The following is a 23847-nucleotide window of genomic DNA, read 5'->3' as shown; positions in this document are numbered from 1 at the left end:
TGGCAGGTTACAGGGCAGAAAGGCAGTGTTTACACTGGCACTATCAGGCAAGCAGCATCAGGCACAGACGGGTTCTGTCATACCTGAGTCTGGCAGAAGAAGTCATCCGGCATGAGCCCGGGAAAGTGAGACGCCTGAATATAGTTAACGAGATGAAAAAGCTGGGAAAAGAGTACAGTAATATGGTCATGGTGGCATGACCATATTACTGGGGATCCCTCAGCCCTGTGGGAGAGGGTCAGGGTGAGGGCATCAGACCGCACCCTACTAAAACGGCCGTAATCCCCTTCCCACCGGCACCGCACTCATCCACATTGTCACCGCCGCTACCAGCAGAATCACCCCGCCCGCCAGCGCGAGCGTCGTCCAGCCAACCTGTCGCCACAGCACCGGCGTCTTATTGCCGCTGAGTTTTACCGCCAGTTGACGGAAGCTGTGAACCAGTAATGCCAGTGACGATATGGTCAGGGACGTTCCTGCCGCCATAGCCAGCGCAGAGAGCATGCCCCAGCCGAATACGCCAATCACTTTGCTGAACAGCAGCACCATGATCGCGCCTGAACATGGTCGCATCCCCATTGAAAGAACAATCATCACCCGCGCACGCCAGTCGTCGCCGCTCTGCAACTGCGCCTGCGTAGGCAGATGCTGATGTCCGCAGCCGCAGTGGGCATCATGGACATGATGTGGCGTAAAGGATTTGAAGGTTGGCTTTTGCAGCAGTACGCGCAGTTTTTTCAGCGCCCGCCAGCAGAGGATCACCCCCAGCACGCCCACCAGCGCATAACTTCCCTTCTCCAGCCAGAAACTGCTCAGGTGCAGCTGACGAGCGGGAAGCTGTAACAGCGAGAGGACGACCACTACCAGCCCGATAGCGACGCCGCCCTGCAGCAGCGAAGAGGCCAGTGTCAGACCGATGCTCGATTTCAGCTTCGAGGGATGCGTGGCAAGCCAGGTAGTGATCACAATCTTGCCGTGCCCCGGCCCCAGCGCATGCAGCACCCCGTAGACAAAACTGAATGCCAGCAGGGAACCACCTGCTTTTGTTGGGTTATCCGCCACCGCCTTGAGTAGCCCACTCATCTGCTGGTTAACGTCACGCTGCCAGAGAATGCTTTTCATCATAACCTGCGGCCAGGCCTGCCATAACCACAGCGCGCCGCACACGGCCAACAATAAAAAGAGCGCCAGCGGCCAGAGATGAAGCCAGCGACGTGGTTTGCGGGCGGAAGAGGCGATCACTGACATTGTAACGTCACCTGCTGTGCAAACTGTTTACCCAGTTCCATATCTTCAGGAGGGGCATCCTCTTTATCCAGAGAGACGGCGAAGTTGAGCGTCTCTTCGCTGGGTTTTGGCGTATGAACAGCGAGTTTGCAGGATTTTTGCAGGGTAGTCGGTAGCGTCACGTCACTCTCCTTCGCATAGCTCATATCGACGTAATAGGTGGGGTCGAAGGTGGAAAAGGTATACGTCTGTCCTGCCAGCGGCTGAGGATGCGCCAGCGGGAGAACAAACGTCAGCACCGCCTGATGACCGTCGCGCGACATGCCGTACTCCGTAGGGCGATTCATAAACTTCACCTTTTGTCCGTTATGCCAGAACTCGGTGAAGTAGTGCTGTCCCAGCACGTTGGCCATGACCTCCGCCGCCAGCTTTTTCCAGATCTCATCGCCTGGCTTTGCGTTTCCCGCGTCATACAGGAGATCGGCCGAGGTGATTTCATCCATCGTCCAGCGCATTTTCAGGCCGCTCAACTGGGTTCCGTCAGTCACCAGCTCGGTTTTGAGACTGATAAAACTGTGAGGATGCGCGCCGGCGGTGAAAGTGATAACCGCCAAAAATAACGCCATCGCGCTGTGTTTAACTGTTTGCATCAATTCCTCACGTCAAAAATTCTGTGATGTTCGCCAGCAATCCTGAGTGAAAGGGCTGCCGGTACGCTTTTCAGCGTCGATCCTTTAGCTATTCTTACCAGACATTCACACTGGATACCCAACAGATGATGACAACGCTTGAAATTCCATCTGTGCTTTCCAGTTCGCAGCGCCGCTGCCAGGTGCTTTTGATGCTTTACCTGCCCGATGCTGCCGTCACCGCACAGAGCATAATCGCAACCAACGGCGTGGACGACGCCATGGCACGGCAAGATATAGCCGAGACGCGCGATGAAATCCAGCGCTATCACCGGCTGGACATTGTCACGCACCATGACGGCAGCTACCGGATTGAAGGCACGGTCCTGAATCAGCGTTTATGTCTGCTGCACTGGCTGCGCAGGGCGCTCCGCCTGTGCCCACATTTTGTTTCGCAACAGTTTACCCCGGCGCTTAAAACCGCGCTTAAACAGCAGGGCATCGCGCGTCCGCTTTATGACGATACGAATCTGCGGGCGTTGATCAGCTTCTGTTCCCGAAAGCTACAGCGCCCCTTTGACTGCCGTGACGTGCAATTTTTACAGCTCTTCTTGCAGTATTGTTTGATCCAGCATCACCTGGGCAATACGCCGCAGTTTTCCCCCGTTCAGCGCAACTGGACACAGTCGCGAGGGGAATACTTTACGGCGCAGGAAATTGTGCGTCACTGGAAACGCCGCGTGCCGCAGGGCACCCACAGCGACGAACAACTGTTCCTCGCGCTGCTGTTTATGATGCTGCGCACGCCCGATCCGGTGCTCGATAAACATCAGCAGGATCAGCGTCTGCGCCGGGCCATCGTGCGGATGATTGCCCGTTTTCGCGCCCAGACAGGAATGAACTTCAGCGATGAACAAGGGCTGACCGATCAGCTCTACGTTCATCTGGCACAGGCGCTGGACCGGTCGCTGTTTGAGATCGGCATCGACAACAGCCTGCCAGAAGAGATCCATCGCCTTTACCCCCGTCTGTTACGCACCACCAAGGAGGCGTTGTTTGAGCTGGAGGTGGAGTTTGGCCTGCGTTTTTCTGATGAAGAGATGAGTCTGGTGGCGGTGATTTTTGGTGCCTGGCTGATGCAGGAGACCGATCTGCACGAAAAACAGGTGGTGTTATTAACCGGAGAGGACAAATCCTGTGAAGAGGTGATTGAACAGCAGCTGCGCGAACTAACGTTGCTGCCGCTCAATATTCGTTATCTGACGCTGCAGGCTTTTCAGAAAGAGGGGGCTCCGCGCGAAGCGGCGCTGGTTATTACTCCTTACCCCACCGCCCTGCCCCTGTTCTCGCCGCCGCTGATCCACGCCGTGGAATCGCTGAACGCACAGCAGCAAGAACATATTCGCGCCATGCTGGAATCGTAGTCAGGCGCGCGCGGCCACTTTCGGGCGAATAAACATCGCCGGTAGCGCGACCAGTGCCATTACCCAGAACACGCCGTGTCCCAGATGTTGATACAGGAAGCCCGCAAAGACCGTCATCACGGCAATGCTGCCGCCCATCGCCACCGCAGAATAGACCGCCTGCAAGCGAATCACATCCCCGCCTTCACGCGCGGCGATATAGCGCATGGCCGCCAGATGGCAGACGGTAAAGGTGCCGCAGTGCAGAATTTGCGCCACGATCAGCCAGGGCAGTTCGGTCGTCCAGCCCATAATGCCCCACCGCGCCACGCCACACACGGCGGAGAGCAGCAGCAGGTCGCGCGCGCCGAAGCGGCGGAACAGTTTCTTGCTGAGCGCAAAGATAATCACTTCGGCCACCACGCCAAGCGACCACAGGTAGCCCACGGCAGAGGCAGAGTAACCGGCGCCCTGCCAGTAAATGGCGCTGAAGCCGTAATACGCCGCGTGCGCCCCCTGAAGCAGGCAGACGCAGGCCAGAAAACGCCAGCTTTGCGCCACCAGGCTTCGCCAGGCGGGCCAGCCTGCGCTTTCCTGATGGCGACTTTCGCCTTGCGGCATGACTGACGGTCGCAGCAGCATGCCCAGCAACATCGAGGCGATACCGATGCTTAGCAGTGCCAGAATGGCGCGGTAATCGTAAAGACTGACCAGTTTCCCCACCAGCGCAGAGCCAATCACAAACGCAATGGAGCCCCACAGGCGCACGCGACCGTAGTCCATGGTGATCTGCTTTTGCCAGGTGTTTGCCAGGGCGTCCGTCAGGGGAACCAGCGGGGAGAAGAACAGGTTAAAGCCGACCATCACCACCATCAGCCAGGCAAACTGATGGCTGACCCAGAAGCAGGCCACAAAGACCAGCGTTAACAAGGCAAGAATACGCACCGCTTTGATGAGTAAGGAGGGATCGCTGACGCGCGGTGCAATCAGCAGGCTGCCAAGGAAACGCGCCACCAGCCCCGCCCCCAGCAGGACACCGATGGTTTCCGGAGTAAGGCCAATTCCCTTGAGCCAGACGCTCCAGAAAGGCAGAAAAATACCGTAACTAAAGAAATAGGTGAAATAGCTGAGCGCCAGCCAGCGCGTGGAATGCAAGACCATGAATCCCTCCCGAAATGGAGGCCATAGTCTGGCGAGAATATAAAAATTAAGCAAGTAGATAGCCTGCTATAAATTAACGAAAAATTAACATTCAGTGCAGTCGTCTGGCTTATGGCAGGGAACGAAAATGTGTATTACGTTTAAATTACTCCACTTGCAGAGGTTTTCTGCCATGAACTCACTTCGCTATTTCGATTTCGGTCAGTCACGCCACCTGTTGTTGTTGATTGCCCGTATCGCGCTTGTCGTACTCTTTATTATCTTCGGCTATCCAAAACTGACGGGGTTTAACGGCACCGTACAATATATGACGTCGCTTGGCGCGCCAATGCCCATGCTGGCGGCCATTATCGCCGTGGTGATGGAAGTCCCTGCCGCCATCCTGATCGTGCTGGGCTTTTTCACCCGACCTCTCGCCGTGCTGTTTGTGTTCTACACGCTGGGCACGGCAGTTATTGGTCACCATTACTGGGACATGACCGGGGATGCGGTTGTGCCGAATATGATTAATTTCTACAAGAATGTCAGTATTGCTGGCGCATTTATCCTGCTGGCCATTGTGGGACCGGGAGCAATATCCCTCGACCGACGTTAAGACATAAAAAAAGGCCGCAAACGCGGCCTTTTTATTTCTGCTAAGCAGAAGAATTATGCGTATACCGGGAAGCGTGCGCAGATATCCAGAACTTTCGCTTTTACGCGCTCAATAACCGCTTCGTCATTGATGTTGTCCAGAACGTCACACATCCAGCCAGCCAGCTCTTTCACTTCCGCTTCTTTGAAACCGCGGCGAGTAACAGCCGGAGAACCGATACGGATACCGGAGGTCACGAACGGACTCTTCGGATCGTTTGGTACGCTGTTTTTGTTCACGGTGATGTTGGCGCGGCCCAGGGCGGCGTCAGCTTCTTTACCGGTCAGGTTCTTATCAACCAGATCCAGCAGGAACAGGTGGTTTTCAGTACCGCCGGACACCACTTTGTAACCACGGTCCAGGAACACTTCCACCATCGCTTTGGCGTTTTTGGCAACCTGCTGCTGGTAGACTTTGAACTCTGGCTCCATCGCTTCTTTCAGCGCGACGGCTTTTGCCGCGATCACGTGCATCAGCGGGCCGCCCTGTGCGCTTGGGAACACAGCGGAGTTCAGTTTTTTGTACAGCTCTTCATCGCCACCTTTCGCCAGGATCAGGCCACCGCGTGGACCCGCCAGGGTTTTGTGCGTGGTGGTGGTCACAACGTGCGCATGAGGAACCGGGTTCGGGTAAACGCCCGCGGCGATAAGACCGGCAACGTGCGCCATATCCACGAACAGGTAAGCACCGATGCTGTCTGCGATTTCACGCATTTTTGCCCAGTCAACGATACCGGAGTAAGCAGAGAAACCACCGATGATCATCTTCGGCTTGTGCTCTTTAGCCTGCTTCGCCATGTCTTCGTAGTCAATTTTGCCTGACTCATCAATACCGTAAGGGATGATGTTGTACAGTTTGCCAGAGAAGTTTACCGGGGAGCCGTGAGTCAGGTGACCGCCCTGCGCCAAGTTCATACCCAGAACGGTATCGCCCGGCTGCAGCAGCGCGGTGTAGACCGCGAAGTTTGCCTGAGAGCCGGAGTGCGGCTGGACGTTAGCGTAGTCAGCGCCAAAGAGTTCTTTCGCACGGTCAATCGCCAGTTGCTCAACGATATCAACGTACTCGCAACCGCCGTAGTAGCGCTTGCCCGGATAACCTTCAGCATATTTGTTGGTCAGCTGAGAACCCTGCGCCTGCATGACGCGCGGGCTGGTGTAGTTCTCGGAGGCGATCAGTTCGATGTGCTCTTCCTGACGTACTTTTTCCTGCTCCATAGCCTGCCACAGTTCGGCATCATAATCGGCAATGTTCATTTCACGCTTTAACATCCGCATCTCCTGACTCAGCTAACAAGTAAAATTTGGCCTGAAAAGGCAGTCCTGTTGGACGACGGGCAACAGTATAACTGAATAGTTCTGTGATAACAGGTCTTGACAAACGATTTTACGCAAACGTTTTCCTTCACGCCACGCAAGGGTTTGAGGAATAAAGCCCTCGTCATTTTCAACGGATTTCTTTTCAGGTTTGTGATGCATATATTTCATCTTGCAAAGAACCATTTACATCACAGGGTTATTTTTATAAGATGCATTTAAAATACATCATTAAGTTCACATCAGAAGGACGCGCTCATGCTCGACGCTCAAACCATCGCTACCGTTAAAGCCACCATTCCCCTGCTGGTGGAGACAGGCCCTAAGCTCACCGCTCATTTCTACGACCGCATGTTCGCGCACAACCCGGAGTTGAAAGAGATTTTCAACATGAGTAACCAGCGTAACGGCGATCAGCGGGAAGCACTTTTCAATGCCATCGCGGCCTACGCCAGCAACATTGAAAATCTGCCAGCCCTGCTGCCTGCGGTGGAGAAAATCGCGCAGAAGCATACCAGTTTCCAGATCAAACCCGAGCAGTACAACATTGTGGGCGGTCACCTGCTGGCGACGCTGGACGAGATGTTCAGCCCGGGCCAGGAGGTACTGGACGCCTGGGGCAAAGCTTACGGCGTGCTGGCAAACGTCTTTATCAACCGAGAAGCGCAGATCTACAGCGAAAACGCCAGCAAGAACGGTGGCTGGGAAGGGACCCGTGCCTTCCGCATTGTTGAGAAAACGCCGCGTAGCGCGCTGATTACCAGTTTTGAGTTCGAGCCGGTGGATGGTCAACCCGTTGCCGATTATCAGCCGGGGCAGTATCTCGGCGTCTGGCTGAAGCCTGAAGGTTTCCCGCATCAGGAGATCCGCCAGTACTCCCTCACCCGTAAGCCAAACGGCAAAGGCTACCGTATTGCGGTGAAACGCGAGGACGGCGGCCAGGTTTCCAGCTGGCTGCATAACGAAGCCAGCGTGGGCGACGTGGTTCATCTGGCTGCGCCGGCGGGCGATTTCTTTATGACCGTTGAGGCAAATACTCCGGTGACGCTGATCTCTGCGGGTGTGGGTCAAACGCCAATGCTGGCGATGCTGGACACGCTGGCGAAATCCAGCCACAGCGCGCAGGTTAATTGGTTCCACGCCGCTGAAAACGGGGATGTGCACGCCTTTGCTGATGAGGTGAAAACGCTGGGTGCTATCCTGCCGCGTTTCACCGCGCACACCTGGTATCGTCTGCCAACGGATGCCGATCGTACAGCGGCCCGCTTTGACAGCGAAGGGTTGATGGATTTACGCCAGCATGAAGGTGCGTTCAGCGCGCCGGAGATGCAGTTCTACGTCTGCGGTCCGGTGGCGTTTATGCAGTTTGCCGCGAAGCAGCTGGTTGAGCTGGGCGTCAATAAAGACAACATCCATTACGAATGTTTTGGACCGCATAAAGTGCTGTAATACAAAAAGCCCCTCGTTCAAGGGGCTTTTTTTGCCGGGTGGCGGCTACGCCTGACCCGGCCTGCAAAACCGCTGGCAATGTTAAATCGCAGCGTCGTCTTCTTCGCCGGTACGGATACGGATGACGCGCGCCACGTCAAAGACGAAGATTTTACCGTCGCCAATTTTACCCGTTTGCGCCGTACGAATAATGGTATCCACACAGGTATCGACAATATCGTCGCTTACCACGATTTCAATTTTCACTTTCGGCAGAAAGTCCACCATGTACTCTGCACCACGGTAAAGCTCGGTGTGGCCCTTCTGACGACCAAAACCTTTCACCTCGGTCACGGTCATACCGGTGATGCCCACTTCCGCCAGCGCTTCACGTACATCATCCAGTTTGAAAGGTTTAATAATCGCATCAATCTTTTTCATGGTGGGTCCTTAAACTCTTGCCTGTAAGCTGCGTCGTAATCGATTGCTCACAGTATCATATTCATTCGAAGTTTGCGGTACTACTCTTTAAAATCGTTGGCTTCCAGCTCATGGCGTGACAGCAGCTTATAGAACTCGGTGCGGTTGCGTCCGGCCATGCGTGCCGCGTGGGTCACGTTACCTTTGGTGATCTGCAACAGCTTACGCAGATAGTTTAGCTCGAACTGGTTACGCGCTTCGGCAAACGTCGGCAGTGCCGTGTTCTCGCCTTCCAGCGCCTGCTCCACCAGCGCGTCACTGATGACAGGTGACGACGTCAGCGCCACGCACTGCTCTATCACGTTAACCAGCTGACGTACGTTTCCCGGCCAGCTTGCGGCCATCAGCCGCTTCATCGCATCGGTGGAAAACGCCCGCACAAACGGTTTGTGGCGATCCGCAGACTGGCGCAGCAGGTGATTCGCCAGCAAGGGGATATCTTCCGCACGTTCGGCCAGCGCCGGAATTTTCAGGTTCACGACGTTCAGGCGGTAGTAAAGATCTTCACGAAACTCATTGCGCGCCATTACCTTTGGTAAATCACGGTGCGTGGCGGAGATGATGCGCACGTTAATGTCGATATCGCGGTTGCTGCCCAACGGGCGCACTTTTCGCTCCTGCAGCACGCGCAGTAATTTGACCTGCAGCGGCGCAGGCATGTCGCCAATCTCGTCCAGGAAAAGCGTACCGCCTTCCGCCGCCTGGAATAGGCCTTCCCGACTGCTGACTGCACCGGTGAACGCACCGCGGGCGTGGCCGAACAGTTCAGATTCGAGCAGTTGTTCAGGCAGTGCGCCGCAGTTAATGGCAATAAAGGCGTTTTTGCTGCGCGGGCTGGCATTATGGATGGCCTGCGCCAGGATCTCTTTCCCGGTGCCGCTCTGCCCGTTAATCAGGACGCTGACGTCAGACTGCGCCACCATCCGGGCCTGTTCCAGCAGACGCAGCATGATGGGGCTACGCGTGACAATCGGCTCCCGCCACGCCTCATCGCTCGACGGGGCAGCATGTTCCAGCGCACTGTCGATGGCCTTATACAGCGCGTCTTTGTCCACCGGCTTGGTCAGGAAGCTGAAAACCCCCTGCTGTGTCGCCGCGACAGCATCCGGGATCGAGCCGTGCGCCGTCAGGATAATCACCGGCATGCCCGGCTGCTGCTTCTGAATCTCTGCGAACAGCTGCAGGCCATCCATTTCATCCATCCGCAGGTCGCTTATCACCAGGTCAATTTTCTCCCGGGCGAGAATTTTGAGCCCCTCCAGCCCGCTTTCAGCCGTCACGACGCTGTAGCCTTCACTGACCAGACGCATTCCCAACAGCTTGAGCAAACCGGGATCGTCATCCACCAGCAGGAGATGGGCAGGTTTACGGCTCGTCATGCTTCACATCCTCTTGTTTCGGTGTATCGCTGTCCGGTACAGCGGATGAACTCCCAGGCTGATATTTACGCGACGAGAGCTGTCTTTCGATATCGGTCAGGTTCTCCAGCTTACGGGTCGTGGTATCCAGTTGCGTACGCAAATGTTGTTGCTGTTGACGCAGGGTATCCAGCTCGCTGTCGGTTGACTGTTGCAGCTTGCTGTAACGGGAGCGCTCTTCAGACAGCTGAAGTTGTAATGTCTGCCCATCGCGCCAGAGCTGGTAAATCGGGCGTACCTGAGCGGGAAGCGTTGCGACAAAGGTGTCAAGCCGCGTGACGTTCGTGCGTCGTTCGACAGGGGTAATTTTGGCATCTCCAAGCAATATTCCGCGCTTGAAGGCGTCCTGCCAGGTATCGTCGTCCAGCATCGCCGCTTTTGAGCGGGCTTCAACCGGAGCCAGACGCTGCGCGCAGTCTATTCCGCGTAGCCAGAACAGAGGATTGGTTTCGACGTCATGCCCCGACAGGTTCCAGATGTCGTCGCAGCGGGTTGAGAGAAAATCTGCCAGCTGATTCTCTGGCCATTTATCTTCCTGTTTATCGCTAATGGCACTTTTTGGCACATGGGAAACACACCCCGCCAGCAATAAACAAGGCAGGCTCAGGCGCAACGTTTTACGGGAAAACACCGCGCGTATGGCGCGGAAAAAGACGTGTGACATACTCACCAGACATTGCTTCATTTTATTGGTTTTTCCGGCTCAGGGGCAGTTCGATACGGAAGCAAACATCGGAACGTTCATCCGTGACAATGTTTAGCTCCCCCTGCATGCGTCGTATACAGTCCCGGGCGATACTTAACCCCAGACCACTTCCTTTAACCGCACCTTTTCGCTGATGACTTCCCTGGAAGAAGGGTTCAAATATCATCTCTCTTTCGTCATCGGGGATCGGGGTGCCGGTGTTGGCGACATCAATAAAGACCCGTGAACCATTCGTATAGCTTCGGATATAAATGTTACCGGATTCAGTACCATAGTGCACCGCATTGGAATAAAGATTATCCAGAACGCTCATCAATAACATCGGTTCAGCCAGGCAGGTTGGCTCATTAAGCGTCACCCCGGTATGCATCATTTTAGCTCTTGCAGGCAAGCTGTGGGCAGAGATCACCATATCCACCAGCGGCTCAATCTCGACATTTTCAAGGACGACCGCTCCATCCGCCAGCTTGCGGTTGTAATCGAGCAGTTGCTCAATTAATTTCTGCAGATTGCGGCTGCTGGCGTCGAGGATCTCAACAATCTCTTTCTGCTCCACCGTCAGCGGCCCCGCCACTTCGTCTGCCAGCAATTCCGTGCCTTCGCGCATGCTGGCCAGCGGCGTTTTAAGCTCATGGGAAATATGACGTAAAAACTGATGACGCTGGGATTCCAGCCACGACAGGCGCTCCGAAAGCCAGATGATCCGCTGCCCCACGGAACGCAACTCGCGCGGGCCTTTAAAGGCCACCGTATCGCCCAGTGATTTCCCCTCCCCCAGACGATTGATCATCCGCTGGATGCCCTTCACCGGGCCGATGATCATTCGGGTAAAAAGTAACACCAGCGCGAGGCTGACCAGGAACAGCACCAGCGCCTGCCAGCCAAAGAACTGACCGCGTTCGGCAATCTCCTGCTGTAGCTGCTGGCCGCGAGAGAAAATCACCGCACGGGTAGACTGCACCATCTCAGCATTGGCATTGGCAAAGGCTTCAAGGCGCGCGGCTGCGGCGGCATCAGGGCCACTGTTCTTACACTGCAGCTGGGCCAGATCGTTCAAATCCTGACGTAATGCCTGGTAGAGCTTATCGTCCGGCAACACGCCGGCATGCGCATCCAGCATCTCGCTATAGCGTTTACGCTGATTCTGATAGACCTTTTCCAGCGTGCGATCGTCAAGCACGCAATACTGACGATAGCTACGCTCCATCTCCAGCGCGGCGTTGGTCATCGCCTCACTGCGTCTGGCGTCAATGAGCGTCGTGCGGTTAGTCAGTGCCGCCTGAGCACTGAGCGCGTTCAGGCTTTGCCACGCCTGCCAGGCCAGAATCAGTAAAGGCAGCAGGATCAGCAAAAAGGCCATCATTACGAGTTGACGCAGGGAACGGGGGAAAACGGGCCAGCGTTTCAACGCATTACTCTCTTTGAATGGGTTTGAGGAGAGCGTAACTGAGTCTGCCCTTCAGATACAACAAAGCCGGGTAAAAACCCGGCTTTGTCATGGAATGAGGCGGTGCCTAACTCGACGTTTCGCCCTGTCCTGATAAAGCAACGCTATGATCAGTAGTTGGACGGCAGGCACCTTTTTGTGCGTCATTCGAAGTTTATGTAGCACGTCCCGAAGGGGCTGACATAAGAAGGTGAATGAGCCACTGATTAATATTATGCAATAGATGTGCCAGAATGCAAATAAATATATTATCGCATTGATATTTATATAATTTATGGGTTTCCACCGTTAATTGCTCGCTGAATGATTTCCAGGCTAAGTGTCGCTAATCAGCAACACCTTAACGGGAACCGCCCCTGTCATATATAAATCAAAGAGTTAAATGTCTCCTTTTGGAGACAGTGGCATTACGGGTCTGTCGCGAAATTGCGACACACATAAAAAAGCCCGGTAGCGCTTTCACGTACCGGGCTTTAAAGGGCAATACCGATTAACCCAACTGTTTCCGTGCGTTGCGGAAGATACGCATCCACGGGCTGTCCTCGCCCCAGTTTTCCGGGTGCCAGGAGTTGCTCACGGTGCGGAACACGCGCTCAGGGTGTGGCATCATGATGGTCGCACGGCCGCTTTCGCTGGTGACCGCCGTGATCCCGTTCACCGAGCCGTTCGGGTTAGCCGGATAGGTTTCCGTCACCTTGCCGAAGTTATCAACAAAGCGCAGCGCCACCAGGCCTTTGCTCTCAAGCTGAGCCAGATGGGCGGCATCACGCACTTCTACCTGACCTTCACCGTGAGAAACGGCGATTGGCATCTGCGACCCTACCATTCCCTGCAGCAGCAGAGACGGGCTTTGAGTCACTTCGACCAGGCTGAAACGTGCTTCAAAGCGGTCGGACTGGTTACGCACAAAGCGTGGCCACGCTTCACTGCCCGGGATCAGCTCGCGCAGGTTAGACATCATCTGGCAGCCGTTACACACGCCAAGCGCCAGGGTTTGCGGACGATGGAAGAAGCTTTCGAACTCATCGCGCACGCGGTTGTTGAAGAGAATGGACTTCGCCCAGCCTTCACCGGCACCCAGCACGTCACCGTAGGAGAAACCGCCGCACGCCACCAGCGCATGGAAATCTTCCAGACCGGTGCGACCTGCCAGCAGGTCACTCATATGAACGTCGATGGCATCAAAGCCCGCACGGTGGAAGGCCGCAGCCATCTCAACGTGGGAGTTGACGCCCTGCTCACGCAGCACGGCGACTTTCGGACGCGCGCCGGTCGCAATGTACGGTGCAGCGATGTCTTCGTTGATGTCGAAGGAGAGCTTCACGTTCAGGCCAGGATCGTTGTCGTTGGCCTTGGCGTTGTGTTCCTGATCGGCACAGTCCGGGTTATCACGCAGGCGCTGCATCTGCCAGGTGGTTTCGGCCCACCACATACGCAGCGTGGTGCGGCTTTCGCTGAACACCGCATGGCCATCCGCTTCAATGACGAAACGGTCACCCTGAACGGCTTTACCCAGGTAGTGTACGCAGTCTGCCAGGCCGTGCTGAGCCAGCAGGGCTTCAACCGCGTCACGATCGGCCGCGCGCACCTGAATCACCGCGCCGAGTTCTTCGTTAAACAGTGCCGCCAGACGATCTTCGCCAAGCGTCGCGATGTTCGCTTCAACACCGCAATGTCCGGTGAAGGCCATCTCCGCCAGGGTCACCAGCAGGCCGCCGTCGGAACGGTCGTGGTAGGCCAGCAGTTTACGCTGCGCCACCAGCGCCTGAATGGCGTCGTAGAAGCCTTTTAACTGTGCCACATCACGCACGTCCGCCGGTTTATCACCCAGCTGACGGTAAACCTGTGCCAGCGCGGTGGCACCCAGCGCGTTGTGACCTTTACCCAGGTCAATCAGCAGCAGGGCGTTGTCTTCGGTCGAGAGCTGTGGGGTCACGGTATGGCGCACGTCTTCCACACGGGCAAACGCGGAGATGATCAGCGACAGCGGCGAAGTCATTTCGCGCTGCTCGTTGCCTTCCTGCCAGCGGGTTTTCATCGACATGGAGTCTTTACCCACTGGAATGGTCAGGCCGAGCGCAGGACAGAGCTCTTCACCCACCGCTTTAACGGCTTCATACAGGCCCGCGTCTTCGCCCGGGTGACCAGCAGCGGCCATCCAGTTCGCGGACAGTTTGATCCGTTTGATATCGCCAATCTGGGTCGCGGCGATGTTGGTCAGTGCTTCACCGACGGCCAGACGAGCAGAGGCCGCGAAGTCCAGCAGCGCTACCGGGGTACGTTCGCCCAGCGCCATCGCTTCACCGTAGTAGCTGTCGAGGCTCGCAGTGGTCACGGCGCAGTTCGCCACCGGGATCTGCCATGGCCCCACCATCTGATCGCGCGAGACCATACCGGTCACGGTACGGTCGCCGATGGTGACCAGGAAGGTTTTCTCCGCCACTGCAGGCAGGTGCAGCACGCGATTCACCGCGTCTGCTACGGTAATGCCCTGACGATCCAGCGCGTTGCCCGCCGCTTTGCGAGTCTGCACGTCGCGGGTCATCTTCGGCGTTTTGCCGAGCAGCACGTCCAGCGGCAGGTCGATTGGCTGGTTGTCGAAATGGGTATCGCTCAGGGTCAGGTGTTTCTCTTCGGTCGCTTCACCGATTACCGCGTACGGCGCGCGCTCGCGGCGGCACAGCTCGTCAAACAGCGGCAGTTGATCGGCTGCGACGGCCAGCACATAACGCTCCTGAGATTCGTTACACCAGATCTCCAGCGGGCTCATGCCCGGCTCATCGCTCAGAATATCGCGCAGGTTGAAACGACCACCGCGACCACCGTCACTCACCAGCTCCGGCATGGCGTTGGACAGGCCGCCCGCGCCAACGTCGTGGATAAAGAGGATTGGGTTTGCATCACCCAGCTGCCAGCAGCGGTCGATCACTTCCTGGCAACGACGCTCCATTTCCGGGTTGTCGCGCTGAACGGAGGCAAAGTCGAGATCGGCGTCAGACTGACCGGATGTCATTGAAGAGGCCGCACCGCCGCCCAGGCCGATGTTCATCGCCGGTCCACCGAGGACGATCAGCTTCGCACCGACGACGATCTCACCTTTCTGCACGTGATCGGCGCGAATGTTGCCGATCCCACCCGCCAGCATGATCGGTTTGTGGTAGCCGCGCAGCTCTTCGCCGTTGTGGCTGTCCACTTTCTCTTCATAGGTACGGAAGTAACCGTTCAGCGCAGGACGACCAAATTCGTTGTTGAATGCCGCGCCGCCCAGTGGACCTTCGGTCATGATGTCCAGCGCGGTCACGATGCGCTCTGGCTTGCCGAAATCTTCTTCCCACGGCTGTTCAAAGCCCGGGATACGCAGGTTGGAAACAGAGAAACCGACCAGGCCCGCTTTTGGTTTCGCACCACGGCCCGTCGCCCCTTCGTCACGGATTTCACCGCCGGAACCGGTTGCCGCACCCGGCCACGGAGAGATCGCCGTTGGGTGGTTGTGAGTTTCTACCTTCATCAGGATATGCGCCGGCTCCTGATGGAAGTCATAGCGCCCCGCTTCGCGATCGGCGAAAAAGCGGCCCACCTCGGAACCTTCCATCACCGCGGCGTTGTCTTTATAGGCAGACAGCACGTGGTCAGGGGTTTTCTCCATGGTGTTTTTGATCATTTTGAACAGCGACTTCGGCTGCTGCTCACCGTCAATAATCCAGTCGGCATTGAAAATCTTGTGGCGGCAGTGCTCAGAGTTAGCCTGCGCGAACATATAGAGTTCGATGTCGTTTGGATTGCGGTTCAGCTTAACGAACGCATCCTGCAGGTAGTCAATCTCATCTTCTGCCAGTGCCAGGCCGAGACGCAGGTTAGCGTCAATCAGCGCCTGACGGCCCTGCCCCAGCAAATCCACGCTCTGTACTGGCGCAGGCTGATGGTGGGAGAAAAGTTTCTGCGCATCATCCAGAGAAGCAAATACGCTCTCCATCATGCGGTCATGCAGCTCTGCGGCTACCGCCTGCCACTGGGCGTCGCTCAGGGTGGAGGCTTCAACGTAATACGCCACGCCGCGTTCCAGACGGTTAATCTGGTTCAGACCACAGTTGTGAGCGATGTCAGTCGCTTTGGAAGACCAGGGGGAGATGGTGCCTGGACGAGGCGTCGCAAGGATGAGTTTACCGGTTGGGGTATGGCTGCTCAGACTTGGGCCATACTTGAGCAGGCGTTCCAGCTGTACGCGCTCCTCTGCATTCAGGGGGGCATTCAGGTCAGCAAAATGGACATACTCAGCGTAAATATTGCTTACCGGAAGGTCGGCTGCCTGAAAACGTGCCAGCAGTTTGTTAATACGGAAGGCAGACAGTGCAGGCGAACCACGCAGAATTTCCATCATAAGTCTCTCGTCTTCGAAGCGCCGGGGCGCTTACAGTGTGCGCAAGGGGGGAAAACGGGCGTCATTATAGAGAATCCTGAGCGTCGACGAAACCGTTTGCGTCGAAATAAAATCGACGGAGTCGTTTAACAATAGATGTGACCTCTCTCTCTAATTTGTTGCCAAGTGGCGTAACTTTACGCAAAATGCCGCTCAATCAATGGCAAACCTTATTTTTAACATGGCTACAGCATACTAAGGCAACCGGCGTCGCAGAGAATTAACTAATTGAAAAAATTAAAGATTAATTATCTGCTCATCGGCATTGTAACGTTGCTGTTGGCAGTGGCCCTCTGGCCTTCCATCCCATGGTTCGGCAAAGCCGAAAACCGTATCGCCGCCATTCAGGAGCGGGGGGAGTTGCGTGTCAGCACGCTTAACTCTCCGCTGATTTACAGCGACATCAACGGCAAAACCATCGGTCTGGATTATGAGCTGGCTCAGCAGTTTGCCGATTACCTTGGCGTGAAGCTCAAAATCACCGTGCGCCAGAACATCAGCCAGCTGTTTGATGACCTGGATAACAACGATGCCGATATCCTCGCCGCCGGGCTGGTGTACAACAGCGAGCGCAGCAAGAATTACCAGCCGGGCCCGACCTATTACTCCGTTTCACAGCAGCTGGTCTATCGCGTCGGTAGCCTGCGCCCGCGTACGCTGGCCTCGATCAACGCTCAACAGCTGACGATTGCCCCTGGCCATGTGGTGATTGACGATCTGCGTGAGCTGAAGGAGAAGAAATACCCCGATCTGAGCTGGACCGTTGACCCTAAACTCGGCACGACGGAGCTGCTGGACCAGGTCAAAGATCAGAAATTGCCTTACACCATCGCCGACTCCGTGGCGATCAGCCTGTTCCAGCGGGTGCATCCTGAAATCGCCGTGGCGCTGGACGTGACGGACGAACAGCCCGTGACCTGGTTTACTCATCTTGATGACGATCAGACCCTCTCTGCGGCCATGCTCGATTTTTATAACACCATTAATGAAGACGGCACCCTGGCACGCCTGGAAGAGAAGTACCTCGGCCATGGTGATGACTTTGACTACGTTGACACCCGCAGCTTCCTGCGCGCGGTAGACAGCGTCCTGCCTGACCTGCAGCCTCTGTTCGAAAAATATGCGCAGGAGATTGACTGGAAACTACTGGCGGCTATCTCGTATCAGGAGTCCCACTGGGACACCCAGGCCACCTCCCCCACCGGCGTGCGCGGCCTGATGATGCTGACGAAAAATACCGCGCAGAGCCTCGGGCTGACCGACCGTACCGATGCGGAACAGAGCATCAGCGGCGGCGCGCGCTACCTGCAGGATATGATGGCCAAAGTCCCCGAGACGGTGCCGGAAGAGGAGCGTATCTGGTTCGCGCTGGCCGCCTACAACATGGGCTATGCCCACATGCTCGACGCCCGGGCCCTGACGGCAAAAACAAAAGGCAACCCCGACAGCTGGTCTGACGTAAAACAGCGTCTGCCGCTCCTGAGCCAGAAGCCGTGGTACAACAAGCTCACCTACGGCTATGCGCGCGGGCATGAGGCTTATGCCTACGTGGAAAATATTCGTAAATATCAGATTAGCCTGGTGGGGTATCTGCTGGAGAAGGAAAAAGAGGCGACAGAGGCGAAACAGCTGGCGCAAAGCTATCCGGTTGTGGCACCGGACGAAATTAATCGCCCGACGACTTCAATTCTGCCTTTTGTTGCTTTTTCTGCTGACGGCGCATTCGAAAGAAATCACTTAATAGCCCCGAACACTCTGGTGCAAGCACCCCACCGATAGTCTTCACCTGATGGTTCATTCCCGGGTGTCCAAGTACGTCCATCAGCGAGCCCGCAGCACCGGTTTTTTCATCCCGCGCGCCAAAGACCAGCGTACCGATACGGCTGTGCACCATCGCGCCGGAACACATGACGCATGGCTCAAGCGTGACGTACAGCGTGGTGTCGAGCAGACGGTAGTTTTGCAGTACCAGCCCACCCTGACGAAGCGCCATGATTTCTGCGTGAGCGGTAGGATCGTGGCGACCAATCGGGCGGTTCCACCCTTCTCCAATCACCTGGTTGTTATGGACAAGCACCGCACCCACGGGTACTTCTCCCTCGTCCCAGGCGCGCCGGGCAAGGGTGAGCGCATGGCGCATCCAGTATTCGTGTGAGAATTCAGGGTTGGACAACGGTTGATACTCCAGTCGAAAAGCGGGCGGCATTATACACACCCGCTATGGATAAAACTATTCGAGTTGCTGAAGTTCACCCGCAGGCGTGACGCGCCAGCGGTGCTGGCAAAAATAGAGCAGCGGGTTGTCCTGCTTACTGTCACTGTAACCGCTGTACAGGCGCAGCGGCGTGCCAATGCGCATCTCCAGCTGGGCCACCTTTTCATGCCCCAGACAGCGCATGCTCAATACCCACCCGCCGTAACCACGAGAGATCTGCGTGGCGATCAGGTTCACTCTCGGCAACCACGGCGTATCAAAATAGACCTGCTCTACCAGCGACTGCGGCGAGCCGGTAATCAACCAGATATCGGCGTCGTTCGCATCGAGGTAGCTGGTCAGCCGTGCCTGCACAACCGGAAACGCCGTCACATGATCGCGAAACCAGTGCGCAAAGTCTTGCTCAAGCTGTTTGAGCCGGGCTTCACTGTGGCCAAAGGTACAGCCCCAGAGCAGCAGGCTCATTGGCCAGCGCGCTGCCCGGCCTTTCACCAGCAGCGCAAGGCCAATCACGGGTAACAAAGGTAAGACGAGCAGTGCGTTCAGGGGCTGACGCCGCAGCAGGTAGCGCATAAACGTGCCAAACATATCCTGCTGATGCAGCGTTCCATCCAGGTCGAAAAAGACAACACGACGCTCGTGATTAGCCAAACCTTACTCCTCTGGGTCGTTGAATCCCGCCAGCCAGGTAAACAGGAACCCGGCGATCACCGCTACCAGATAGCCTAACAGATAGAGCATGACTTTTCCGGTCACGATGGTGAGCGCCAGCGGTAAACCGGAGAGTCCAAAGGTGATAACAGTGGCAACTTTCCAGTAGCTGATAAGCGCCCCGCCCACCGCCCCGCCCAGACAGGCCGCGAGGAAAGGCTTACCGAGCGGCAGCGTGACACCAAAAATCAGCGGCTCGCCAATGCCCAGCAATCCGACCGGTAGCGCCCCTTTAATCACTTTTTTCAGGCGCGCGTTACGGGTTTTCAGCAGCACGGCAATCGCCGCACCAACCTGACCTACCCCCGCCATCGACAGAATGGGCAGTAGCGCGTTATAACCATGAGCCTGCACCAGCTCGACGTGGATCGGCACCAGCCCCTGATGCAGCCCGGTCAGCACCAGCGGCAGGAAGGTCCCTGACAGCACAGCGCCCACTAATAACCCGCCGCGATCGATAGCCAGAGAAGCGCCGTGGGCAATCACCTCAGAGATCCAGCCGCCCAGCGGCTGCAGGGCCACAATCGCCACACAGCCGGTGATAAGCGTGGTAAGCAGCGGATTGAGGATCAGCTCAATGGAACCGGGCAGAGCGGCGCGCAGCTTTTTCTCAATCCAGCACATCAGGATGACCACCAACAGCACCGCAATCACCCCGCCGCGCCCGGGCTGGAGAGCCTCGCCAAACAGGGTTATCTGCGCAAGCTGCGGGCTGGAGAGAATACCGGCCATCACCCCGCCCATCGCCATTGAGCCGCCAAACACTTTGGCGGTGTTAACCCCAACCAGAATGTTCATGATGGCGAAGACAGCGCTACCAAAGATCCCCAGAATGCCGAGCAGGTTCGGATAGTGCGTGGCAAAATCGCCGACAATATCCGGCCGCTTGAGGATATTGATGATCCCGGTGATCAACCCGGAGGCAATAAACGCCGGAATAAGTGGAATAAAGACGTTTGCCAGCTGTCGCAGCGCATCGCTCATGGGGGCTTTGTATTTGGCCTTCGCCTGCGCTTTGGTGCGCTCGGCATCGTCAACCGGCGCGGCCGCCCCTCCGCCCATCAATGCGCGCATGGCATCAACGACCTGCGCCGCTTTTCCCGGCCCGACGATCAGCTGATGCTGCTGCCCCTGCTTTACGTACCCGCTGACGCCAGGAAGCTGCTTAAGGTGCGCGATATCAAGCTGGTCGTCGTCATGCACCTCGACGCGCACACGCGTCATGCAGTTTTCCAGACGCTGAATGTTCTTCTCTCCGCCGATCCCCTGCAAAATATGGCTGGCGAGCGCTGCTGTTTTTTCCATACACGCCTCTGTGTTAGTTTTCTAATGCCGCCCGTAAGAATCCATTATGCTCGGCAAGCCTGGCTCGCGCGGCGGCGGCATCCAGCCCGCTCAGGATCATCAGAATGGCCGGTTTAACATCGTGATCGGTTTGTTGGAGTACGGCTTCCGCCTCTTCGCGGCTCGCACCGGTCGCTTCCATCACCATGCGACAGGCCCGGTCCACCAGCTTGACGTTGGTGGCCTGCATATCCACCATCAGGTTCTGATACACCTTGCCGAACTTCACCATCGCGCCGGTGGAGATCATATTGAGCACCAGTTTTTGCGCGGTCCCGGATTTAAGGCGCGTGGAGCCGGTGAGCGCTTCGGGCCCGACGACCGGCGAAATAGCGATGTGGGCCACCTGCGCAATGGGCGAGCCTGGATTACAGGAGATAGCCACGGTAGTGCAGCCCGTCTGATTGGCATATTCCAGGCCACCAATGACGTAAGGTGTGCGCCCGGAAGCGGCCAGCCCGACCACCAGATCGTTTGCATTGAGGTTAAGCCCTTTCAGGTCATCTTCACCGAGCTGTTTGTTGTCTTCCGCCCCTTCTACCGCCTTCAGCAGTGCGCCAGGCCCACCGGCAATGAGACCGACCACCAGCCCGTGCGGAACGCCGAACGTAGGCGGACATTCAGAGGCATCCAGCACGCCGAGTCGTCCGCTGGTTCCGGCACCCATATAAATAATGCGGCCCCCCGCCATGAGCGCCTGTGCCGCAGCATCGACGGCCTTCGCCACCTCTGGTAATGTCTCTTTCACTGCCAGTGCGACCAGCGTATCCTGTTGATTAAAACGGTTAACCAGCTCAAGGGTGGAAAGAGCATCCAGATCCATGGTTTGCGGGTTACGCGTTTCTGATACAAGTGAGCCAAGATTCATCTTTTTTACCTCTGGAATTTTTAATTCATAATAATCGCACTATAATGGAATATAAAATTCATTCAGGCGAGCAAAATTCGTATTTGCGCAGACAATCACATTTTCGCCAGGAGAACGTATGAACTGTTTAATTCGCATTCGCCAGCGTTATGCAGGCTTTGCTCAAAGCGACAAAAAGCTGGCGGATTTTTTGCTTTCTCAGCCCGACCATGCCCGCCATCTCAGCTCTCAGCAGCTGGCAAGTGAAGCGGGTGTGAGCCAGTCCAGCGTGGTGAAGTTTGCCCAGAAGATTGGCTTTAAGGGCTTCCCGGCCCTGAAACTGGCAATCAGCGAAGCCCTGGTGAGTAACCCCAATCCGCAATCCATGCCGGTGCATAATCAGATCCGTGGCGATGATCCCATGCGTCTGGTGGGCGAGAAGTTGATCAAAGAGAACGTCGCGGCCATGCACGCCACTCTCGATGTAAACACTGAAGAAAAATTACTGGAAAGCGTGGCCATGCTGCGTGCGGCACGACGGATCATTTTGACCGGCATCGGCGCGTCCGGGCTGGTGGCGCGTAATTTTGGCTGGAAGCTGACGAAAATCGGGTATAACGCCATCGTCGAACAGGATATGCATGCCCTGCTGGCGACAGTGCAGGCCATGGATCCTGACGATCTGCTGCTGGCGATCTCCTATACCGGGGAACGCCGTGAAATCAACATGGCCACCGACGAGGCCCTGCGTGTGGGTGGTAAAATTCTGGCTATTACCGGTTTTACGCCCAATGCACTGCAGCAGCGGGCAACGCGCTGCTTGTATACCATTGCCGAGGAGCAGGCCACGCGCAGCGCGGCTATTTCGTCCACCAGCGCGCAAATGATGCTGACGGATCTGCTGTTTATGGCGCTGGTGCAGCAGGATCTGGAGCATGCGCCTGAGCGAATTCGTCACAGCGAAGAGCTGGTAAAAAAACTGGTTTGAACAACGAATGAGCGTATAATGCCCGCCCTGTTTGTGTTGTTTCTGAGAATTTCCTGATGGCGCTGTTAATCACCAAAAAATGCATCAACTGCGATATGTGCGAACCGGAATGCCCTAACCAGGCCATTTCGATGGGCGACAGCATTTATGAGATTAACACTGACCGTTGCACCGAGTGCATTGGCCACTATGAAACGCCGACCTGCCAGAAGGTGTGCCCGATCCCCAATACCATCCTGAAGGATCCGGCACACGTCGAAAGCGAAGAGCAGCTGTGGGATAAGTTTGTCCTGATGCATCACGCGGACAAACTTTAACTCTCGATAATCACCGTTGCGCTGGCATAGTGCCGTTCATCCGCGATTGTCACGTGCATGTGCGCCACGCCGAGTTTCTCTGCCAGCTTCAAGGCCTCGCCCCATAAACGCAGGCGCGGCTTACCCAGCTCATCGTTAAACACTTCAAACTGGTTAAACGCCAGACCGTTACGAATACCGGTGCCAAAGGCTTTGGCCGCTGCCTCTTTAACGGCAAAGCGCTTGGCCAGGAAACGTACCGGCTGCTGATGCGCTTCCCAGATGGCCCATTCGTTATCGCTCAGCACGCGCCTTGCCAGGCGATCGCCACTACGGGCGATCACCGCTTCAATGCGGGCTATCTCGACGATGTCGGTACCTAAGCCCAGAATAGCCATTACTGACGCGCTTCCAGCATCAGGCGTTTCATTTCTGAAACCGCCTCTTTCAGGCCACTCATCACCGCACGGCCAATAATGGCGTGGCCGATGTTCAGCTCATGCATTTCCGGCAGGGCGGCGATAGCTTTAACGTTGTGGTAGGTCAGCCCATGCCCTGCGTTAACCTTCAGACCCAGGCTCGCGGCGTAAGTAGCCGCTTTCGCGATACGCTCCAGCTCTTTAGCCTGCTCGGCATCGTTTTTGGCATCGGCGTAGCAGCCGGTGTGAATTTCAATATACGGCGCGCCCACGTCAGCCGCCGCTTTGATCTGCTCCGCATCAGCGTCAATGAACAGAGAAACCAGGATACCCGCGTCCGCCAGGCGTTTGCAGGCATCGCGCATTTTGTCACGCTGCCCCGCCACGTCCAGACCGCCTTCGGTGGTCACTTCCTGACGCTTTTCCGGTACCAGGCAGCAGAAATGCGGTTTGGTGTCACAGGCAATCGTCAGCATCTCTTCCGTGACCGCCATCTCCAGGTTCATCCTGGTATCCAGCGTCTGTCGCAGAATACGCACGTCACGGTCAGTGATGTGGCGGCGGTCTTCGCGCAGATGAACGGTAATGCCATCGGCGCCAGCCTGCTCAGCGATAAACGCCGCCTGAACCGGATCGGGATAAGCCGTACCACGAGCATTACGCAGCGTGGCGATGTGATCGATGTTGACGCCTAACAGTAATTCAGCCATGACAATCCTCGGTATTTTGATTCATTTTCCTTCCCTCTCTCCCTCCGGAAGAGG

Annotated in this window: 21 protein-coding genes and 1 pseudogene; 7 read left to right on the top strand and 15 right to left on the bottom strand. The window is 56.3% G+C overall.

Features of this window, described 5'->3' with window-relative positions:
- Nucleotides 1-200, top strand: a pseudogene (locus APU11_RS28665) (IS4 family transposase); the annotation flags it as partial.
- A gap of 67 nt (nucleotides 201-267) precedes the next feature.
- On the opposite strand, the gene APU11_RS09120 reads toward APU11_RS28665, so the two are convergent.
- Together APU11_RS09120 and APU11_RS09115 are read right to left on the bottom strand one after the other, a co-directional pair.
- Nucleotides 268-1248 (bottom strand): nickel/cobalt transporter, encoded by a 981-nt coding sequence (locus APU11_RS09120; protein WP_038420394.1) that lies wholly within the window; start codon nucleotides 1246-1248, stop codon nucleotides 268-270.
- On the bottom strand, nucleotides 1239-1877 hold the full coding sequence (locus APU11_RS09115; protein ID WP_023620117.1) for a DUF1007 family protein: 639 nt from the start codon (nucleotides 1875-1877) through the stop codon (nucleotides 1239-1241). Before APU11_RS09115 ends, APU11_RS09120 begins: the two co-directional genes overlap by 10 nt.
- A gap of 125 nt (nucleotides 1878-2002) precedes the next feature.
- On the opposite strand from APU11_RS09115, the gene csiE reads away from it, so the two are divergent.
- Nucleotides 2003-3280 carry a stationary phase inducible protein CsiE gene (csiE, locus tag APU11_RS09110; protein ID WP_038420396.1) on the top strand — a complete coding sequence of 426 codons (1278 nt, stop codon included), beginning with the start codon at nucleotides 2003-2005 and terminating at the stop codon, nucleotides 3278-3280.
- Here the strand turns inward: csiE and APU11_RS09105 are convergent, their stop codons facing one another.
- The gene (locus APU11_RS09105; RefSeq protein ID WP_013098300.1) at nucleotides 3281-4420 is read right to left on the bottom strand and encodes a 3-phenylpropionate MFS transporter; all 1140 of its coding nucleotides are present in this window, start codon (nucleotides 4418-4420) and stop codon (nucleotides 3281-3283) included.
- A gap of 172 nt (nucleotides 4421-4592) precedes the next feature.
- Here APU11_RS09105 and APU11_RS09100 point away from each other — a divergent pair, with 172 nt between their 5' ends.
- Nucleotides 4593-5015 carry a DoxX family protein gene (locus APU11_RS09100; protein WP_013098301.1) on the top strand — a complete coding sequence of 141 codons (423 nt, stop codon included), beginning with the start codon at nucleotides 4593-4595 and terminating at the stop codon, nucleotides 5013-5015.
- Nucleotides 5016-5068: 53 nt separating this feature from the next.
- Here APU11_RS09100 and glyA read toward each other — a convergent pair whose 3' ends face one another.
- Nucleotides 5069-6322: a serine hydroxymethyltransferase gene (gene glyA / locus APU11_RS09095; protein WP_058650752.1), complete on the bottom strand. Its 1254-nt coding sequence runs from the start codon at nucleotides 6320-6322 to the stop codon at nucleotides 5069-5071.
- Nucleotides 6323-6625: 303 nt separating this feature from the next.
- Between glyA and hmpA the strand changes: the two genes are divergently transcribed.
- Entirely contained in the window at nucleotides 6626-7816 is a 1191-nt protein-coding gene (gene hmpA, locus APU11_RS09090) for an NO-inducible flavohemoprotein (RefSeq protein WP_058650753.1), read from the top strand.
- A gap of 81 nt (nucleotides 7817-7897) precedes the next feature.
- Here hmpA and glnB read toward each other — a convergent pair whose 3' ends face one another.
- The 5 genes from glnB to purL form a co-directional block, all read right to left on the bottom strand.
- The gene (gene glnB, locus APU11_RS09085; protein ID WP_003860685.1) at nucleotides 7898-8236 is read right to left on the bottom strand and encodes a nitrogen regulatory protein P-II; all 339 of its coding nucleotides are present in this window, start codon (nucleotides 8234-8236) and stop codon (nucleotides 7898-7900) included.
- Between the two features lie 80 nt (nucleotides 8237-8316).
- Nucleotides 8317-9654 (bottom strand): two-component system response regulator GlrR, encoded by a 1338-nt coding sequence (gene glrR, locus APU11_RS09080; protein WP_013098304.1) that lies wholly within the window; start codon nucleotides 9652-9654, stop codon nucleotides 8317-8319.
- The gene (gene qseG / locus APU11_RS09075) at nucleotides 9641-10378 is read right to left on the bottom strand and encodes a two-component system QseEF-associated lipoprotein QseG (RefSeq protein ID WP_058650754.1); all 738 of its coding nucleotides are present in this window, start codon (nucleotides 10376-10378) and stop codon (nucleotides 9641-9643) included. The genes glrR and qseG overlap by 14 nt, the downstream gene beginning before the upstream one ends.
- Before the next feature lies 1 nt (nucleotide 10379).
- On the bottom strand, nucleotides 10380-11807 hold the full coding sequence (gene qseE / locus APU11_RS09070; protein WP_029882227.1) for a two component system sensor histidine kinase QseE/GlrK: 1428 nt from the start codon (nucleotides 11805-11807) through the stop codon (nucleotides 10380-10382).
- Between the two features lie 529 nt (nucleotides 11808-12336).
- Nucleotides 12337-16224, bottom strand: a complete 3888-nt coding sequence (gene purL, locus APU11_RS09065; RefSeq protein ID WP_038985701.1) for a phosphoribosylformylglycinamidine synthase — start codon at nucleotides 16222-16224, stop codon at nucleotides 12337-12339.
- 267 nt (nucleotides 16225-16491) lie between these two features.
- On the opposite strand from purL, the gene mltF reads away from it, so the two are divergent.
- Nucleotides 16492-18042, top strand: a complete 1551-nt coding sequence (mltF, locus tag APU11_RS09060) for a membrane-bound lytic murein transglycosylase MltF (protein ID WP_013098308.1) — start codon at nucleotides 16492-16494, stop codon at nucleotides 18040-18042.
- Here mltF and tadA read toward each other — a convergent pair.
- The 4 genes from tadA to murQ are packed head-to-tail and all read right to left on the bottom strand — an operon-like array spanning nucleotide 17930 to nucleotide 21401.
- Nucleotides 17930-18469 (bottom strand): tRNA adenosine(34) deaminase TadA, encoded by a 540-nt coding sequence (gene tadA / locus APU11_RS09055; RefSeq protein ID WP_038420406.1) that lies wholly within the window; start codon nucleotides 18467-18469, stop codon nucleotides 17930-17932. The two genes, mltF and tadA, sit on opposite strands and share 113 nt — an antisense overlap.
- A gap of 24 nt (nucleotides 18470-18493) precedes the next feature.
- Entirely contained in the window at nucleotides 18494-19129 is a 636-nt protein-coding gene (gene yfhb, locus APU11_RS09050; RefSeq protein ID WP_013098310.1) for a phosphatidylglycerophosphatase C, read from the bottom strand.
- A gap of 3 nt (nucleotides 19130-19132) precedes the next feature.
- The gene (locus APU11_RS09045) at nucleotides 19133-20494 is read right to left on the bottom strand and encodes a PTS transporter subunit EIIC (RefSeq protein ID WP_058650755.1); all 1362 of its coding nucleotides are present in this window, start codon (nucleotides 20492-20494) and stop codon (nucleotides 19133-19135) included.
- A gap of 13 nt (nucleotides 20495-20507) precedes the next feature.
- Complete coding sequence (gene murQ, locus APU11_RS09040; RefSeq protein ID WP_057071611.1) at nucleotides 20508-21401, bottom strand: N-acetylmuramic acid 6-phosphate etherase; 894 nt, start codon at nucleotides 21399-21401, stop codon at nucleotides 20508-20510.
- A 118-nt stretch (nucleotides 21402-21519) separates the two neighbouring features.
- On the opposite strand from murQ, the gene APU11_RS09035 reads away from it, so the two are divergent.
- Together APU11_RS09035 and APU11_RS09030 are read left to right on the top strand one after the other, a co-directional pair.
- On the top strand, nucleotides 21520-22368 hold the full coding sequence (locus tag APU11_RS09035; protein ID WP_013098313.1) for a MurR/RpiR family transcriptional regulator: 849 nt from the start codon (nucleotides 21520-21522) through the stop codon (nucleotides 22366-22368).
- A gap of 56 nt (nucleotides 22369-22424) precedes the next feature.
- Nucleotides 22425-22685: a YfhL family 4Fe-4S dicluster ferredoxin gene (locus APU11_RS09030; RefSeq protein ID WP_020690052.1), complete on the top strand. Its 261-nt coding sequence runs from the start codon at nucleotides 22425-22427 to the stop codon at nucleotides 22683-22685.
- Here APU11_RS09030 and acpS read toward each other — a convergent pair.
- Nucleotides 22682-23062, bottom strand: a complete 381-nt coding sequence (acpS, locus tag APU11_RS09025) for a holo-ACP synthase (RefSeq protein ID WP_013098314.1) — start codon at nucleotides 23060-23062, stop codon at nucleotides 22682-22684. The genes APU11_RS09030 and acpS overlap by 4 nt on opposite strands.
- Nucleotides 23062-23793, bottom strand: a complete 732-nt coding sequence (gene pdxJ, locus APU11_RS09020; protein ID WP_013098315.1) for a pyridoxine 5'-phosphate synthase — start codon at nucleotides 23791-23793, stop codon at nucleotides 23062-23064. The genes acpS and pdxJ overlap by 1 nt, the downstream gene beginning before the upstream one ends.
- Nucleotides 23794-23847 lie beyond the last annotated feature (54 nt).

Source organism: Enterobacter sp. 50793107, assembly GCF_001463365.1.
Lineage (GTDB): Bacteria > Pseudomonadota > Gammaproteobacteria > Enterobacterales > Enterobacteriaceae > Enterobacter > Enterobacter cloacae.
The sequence above is the reverse complement of the archived record's forward strand: the minus strand, read 5'-3'. Positions and strand labels throughout refer to the sequence as shown.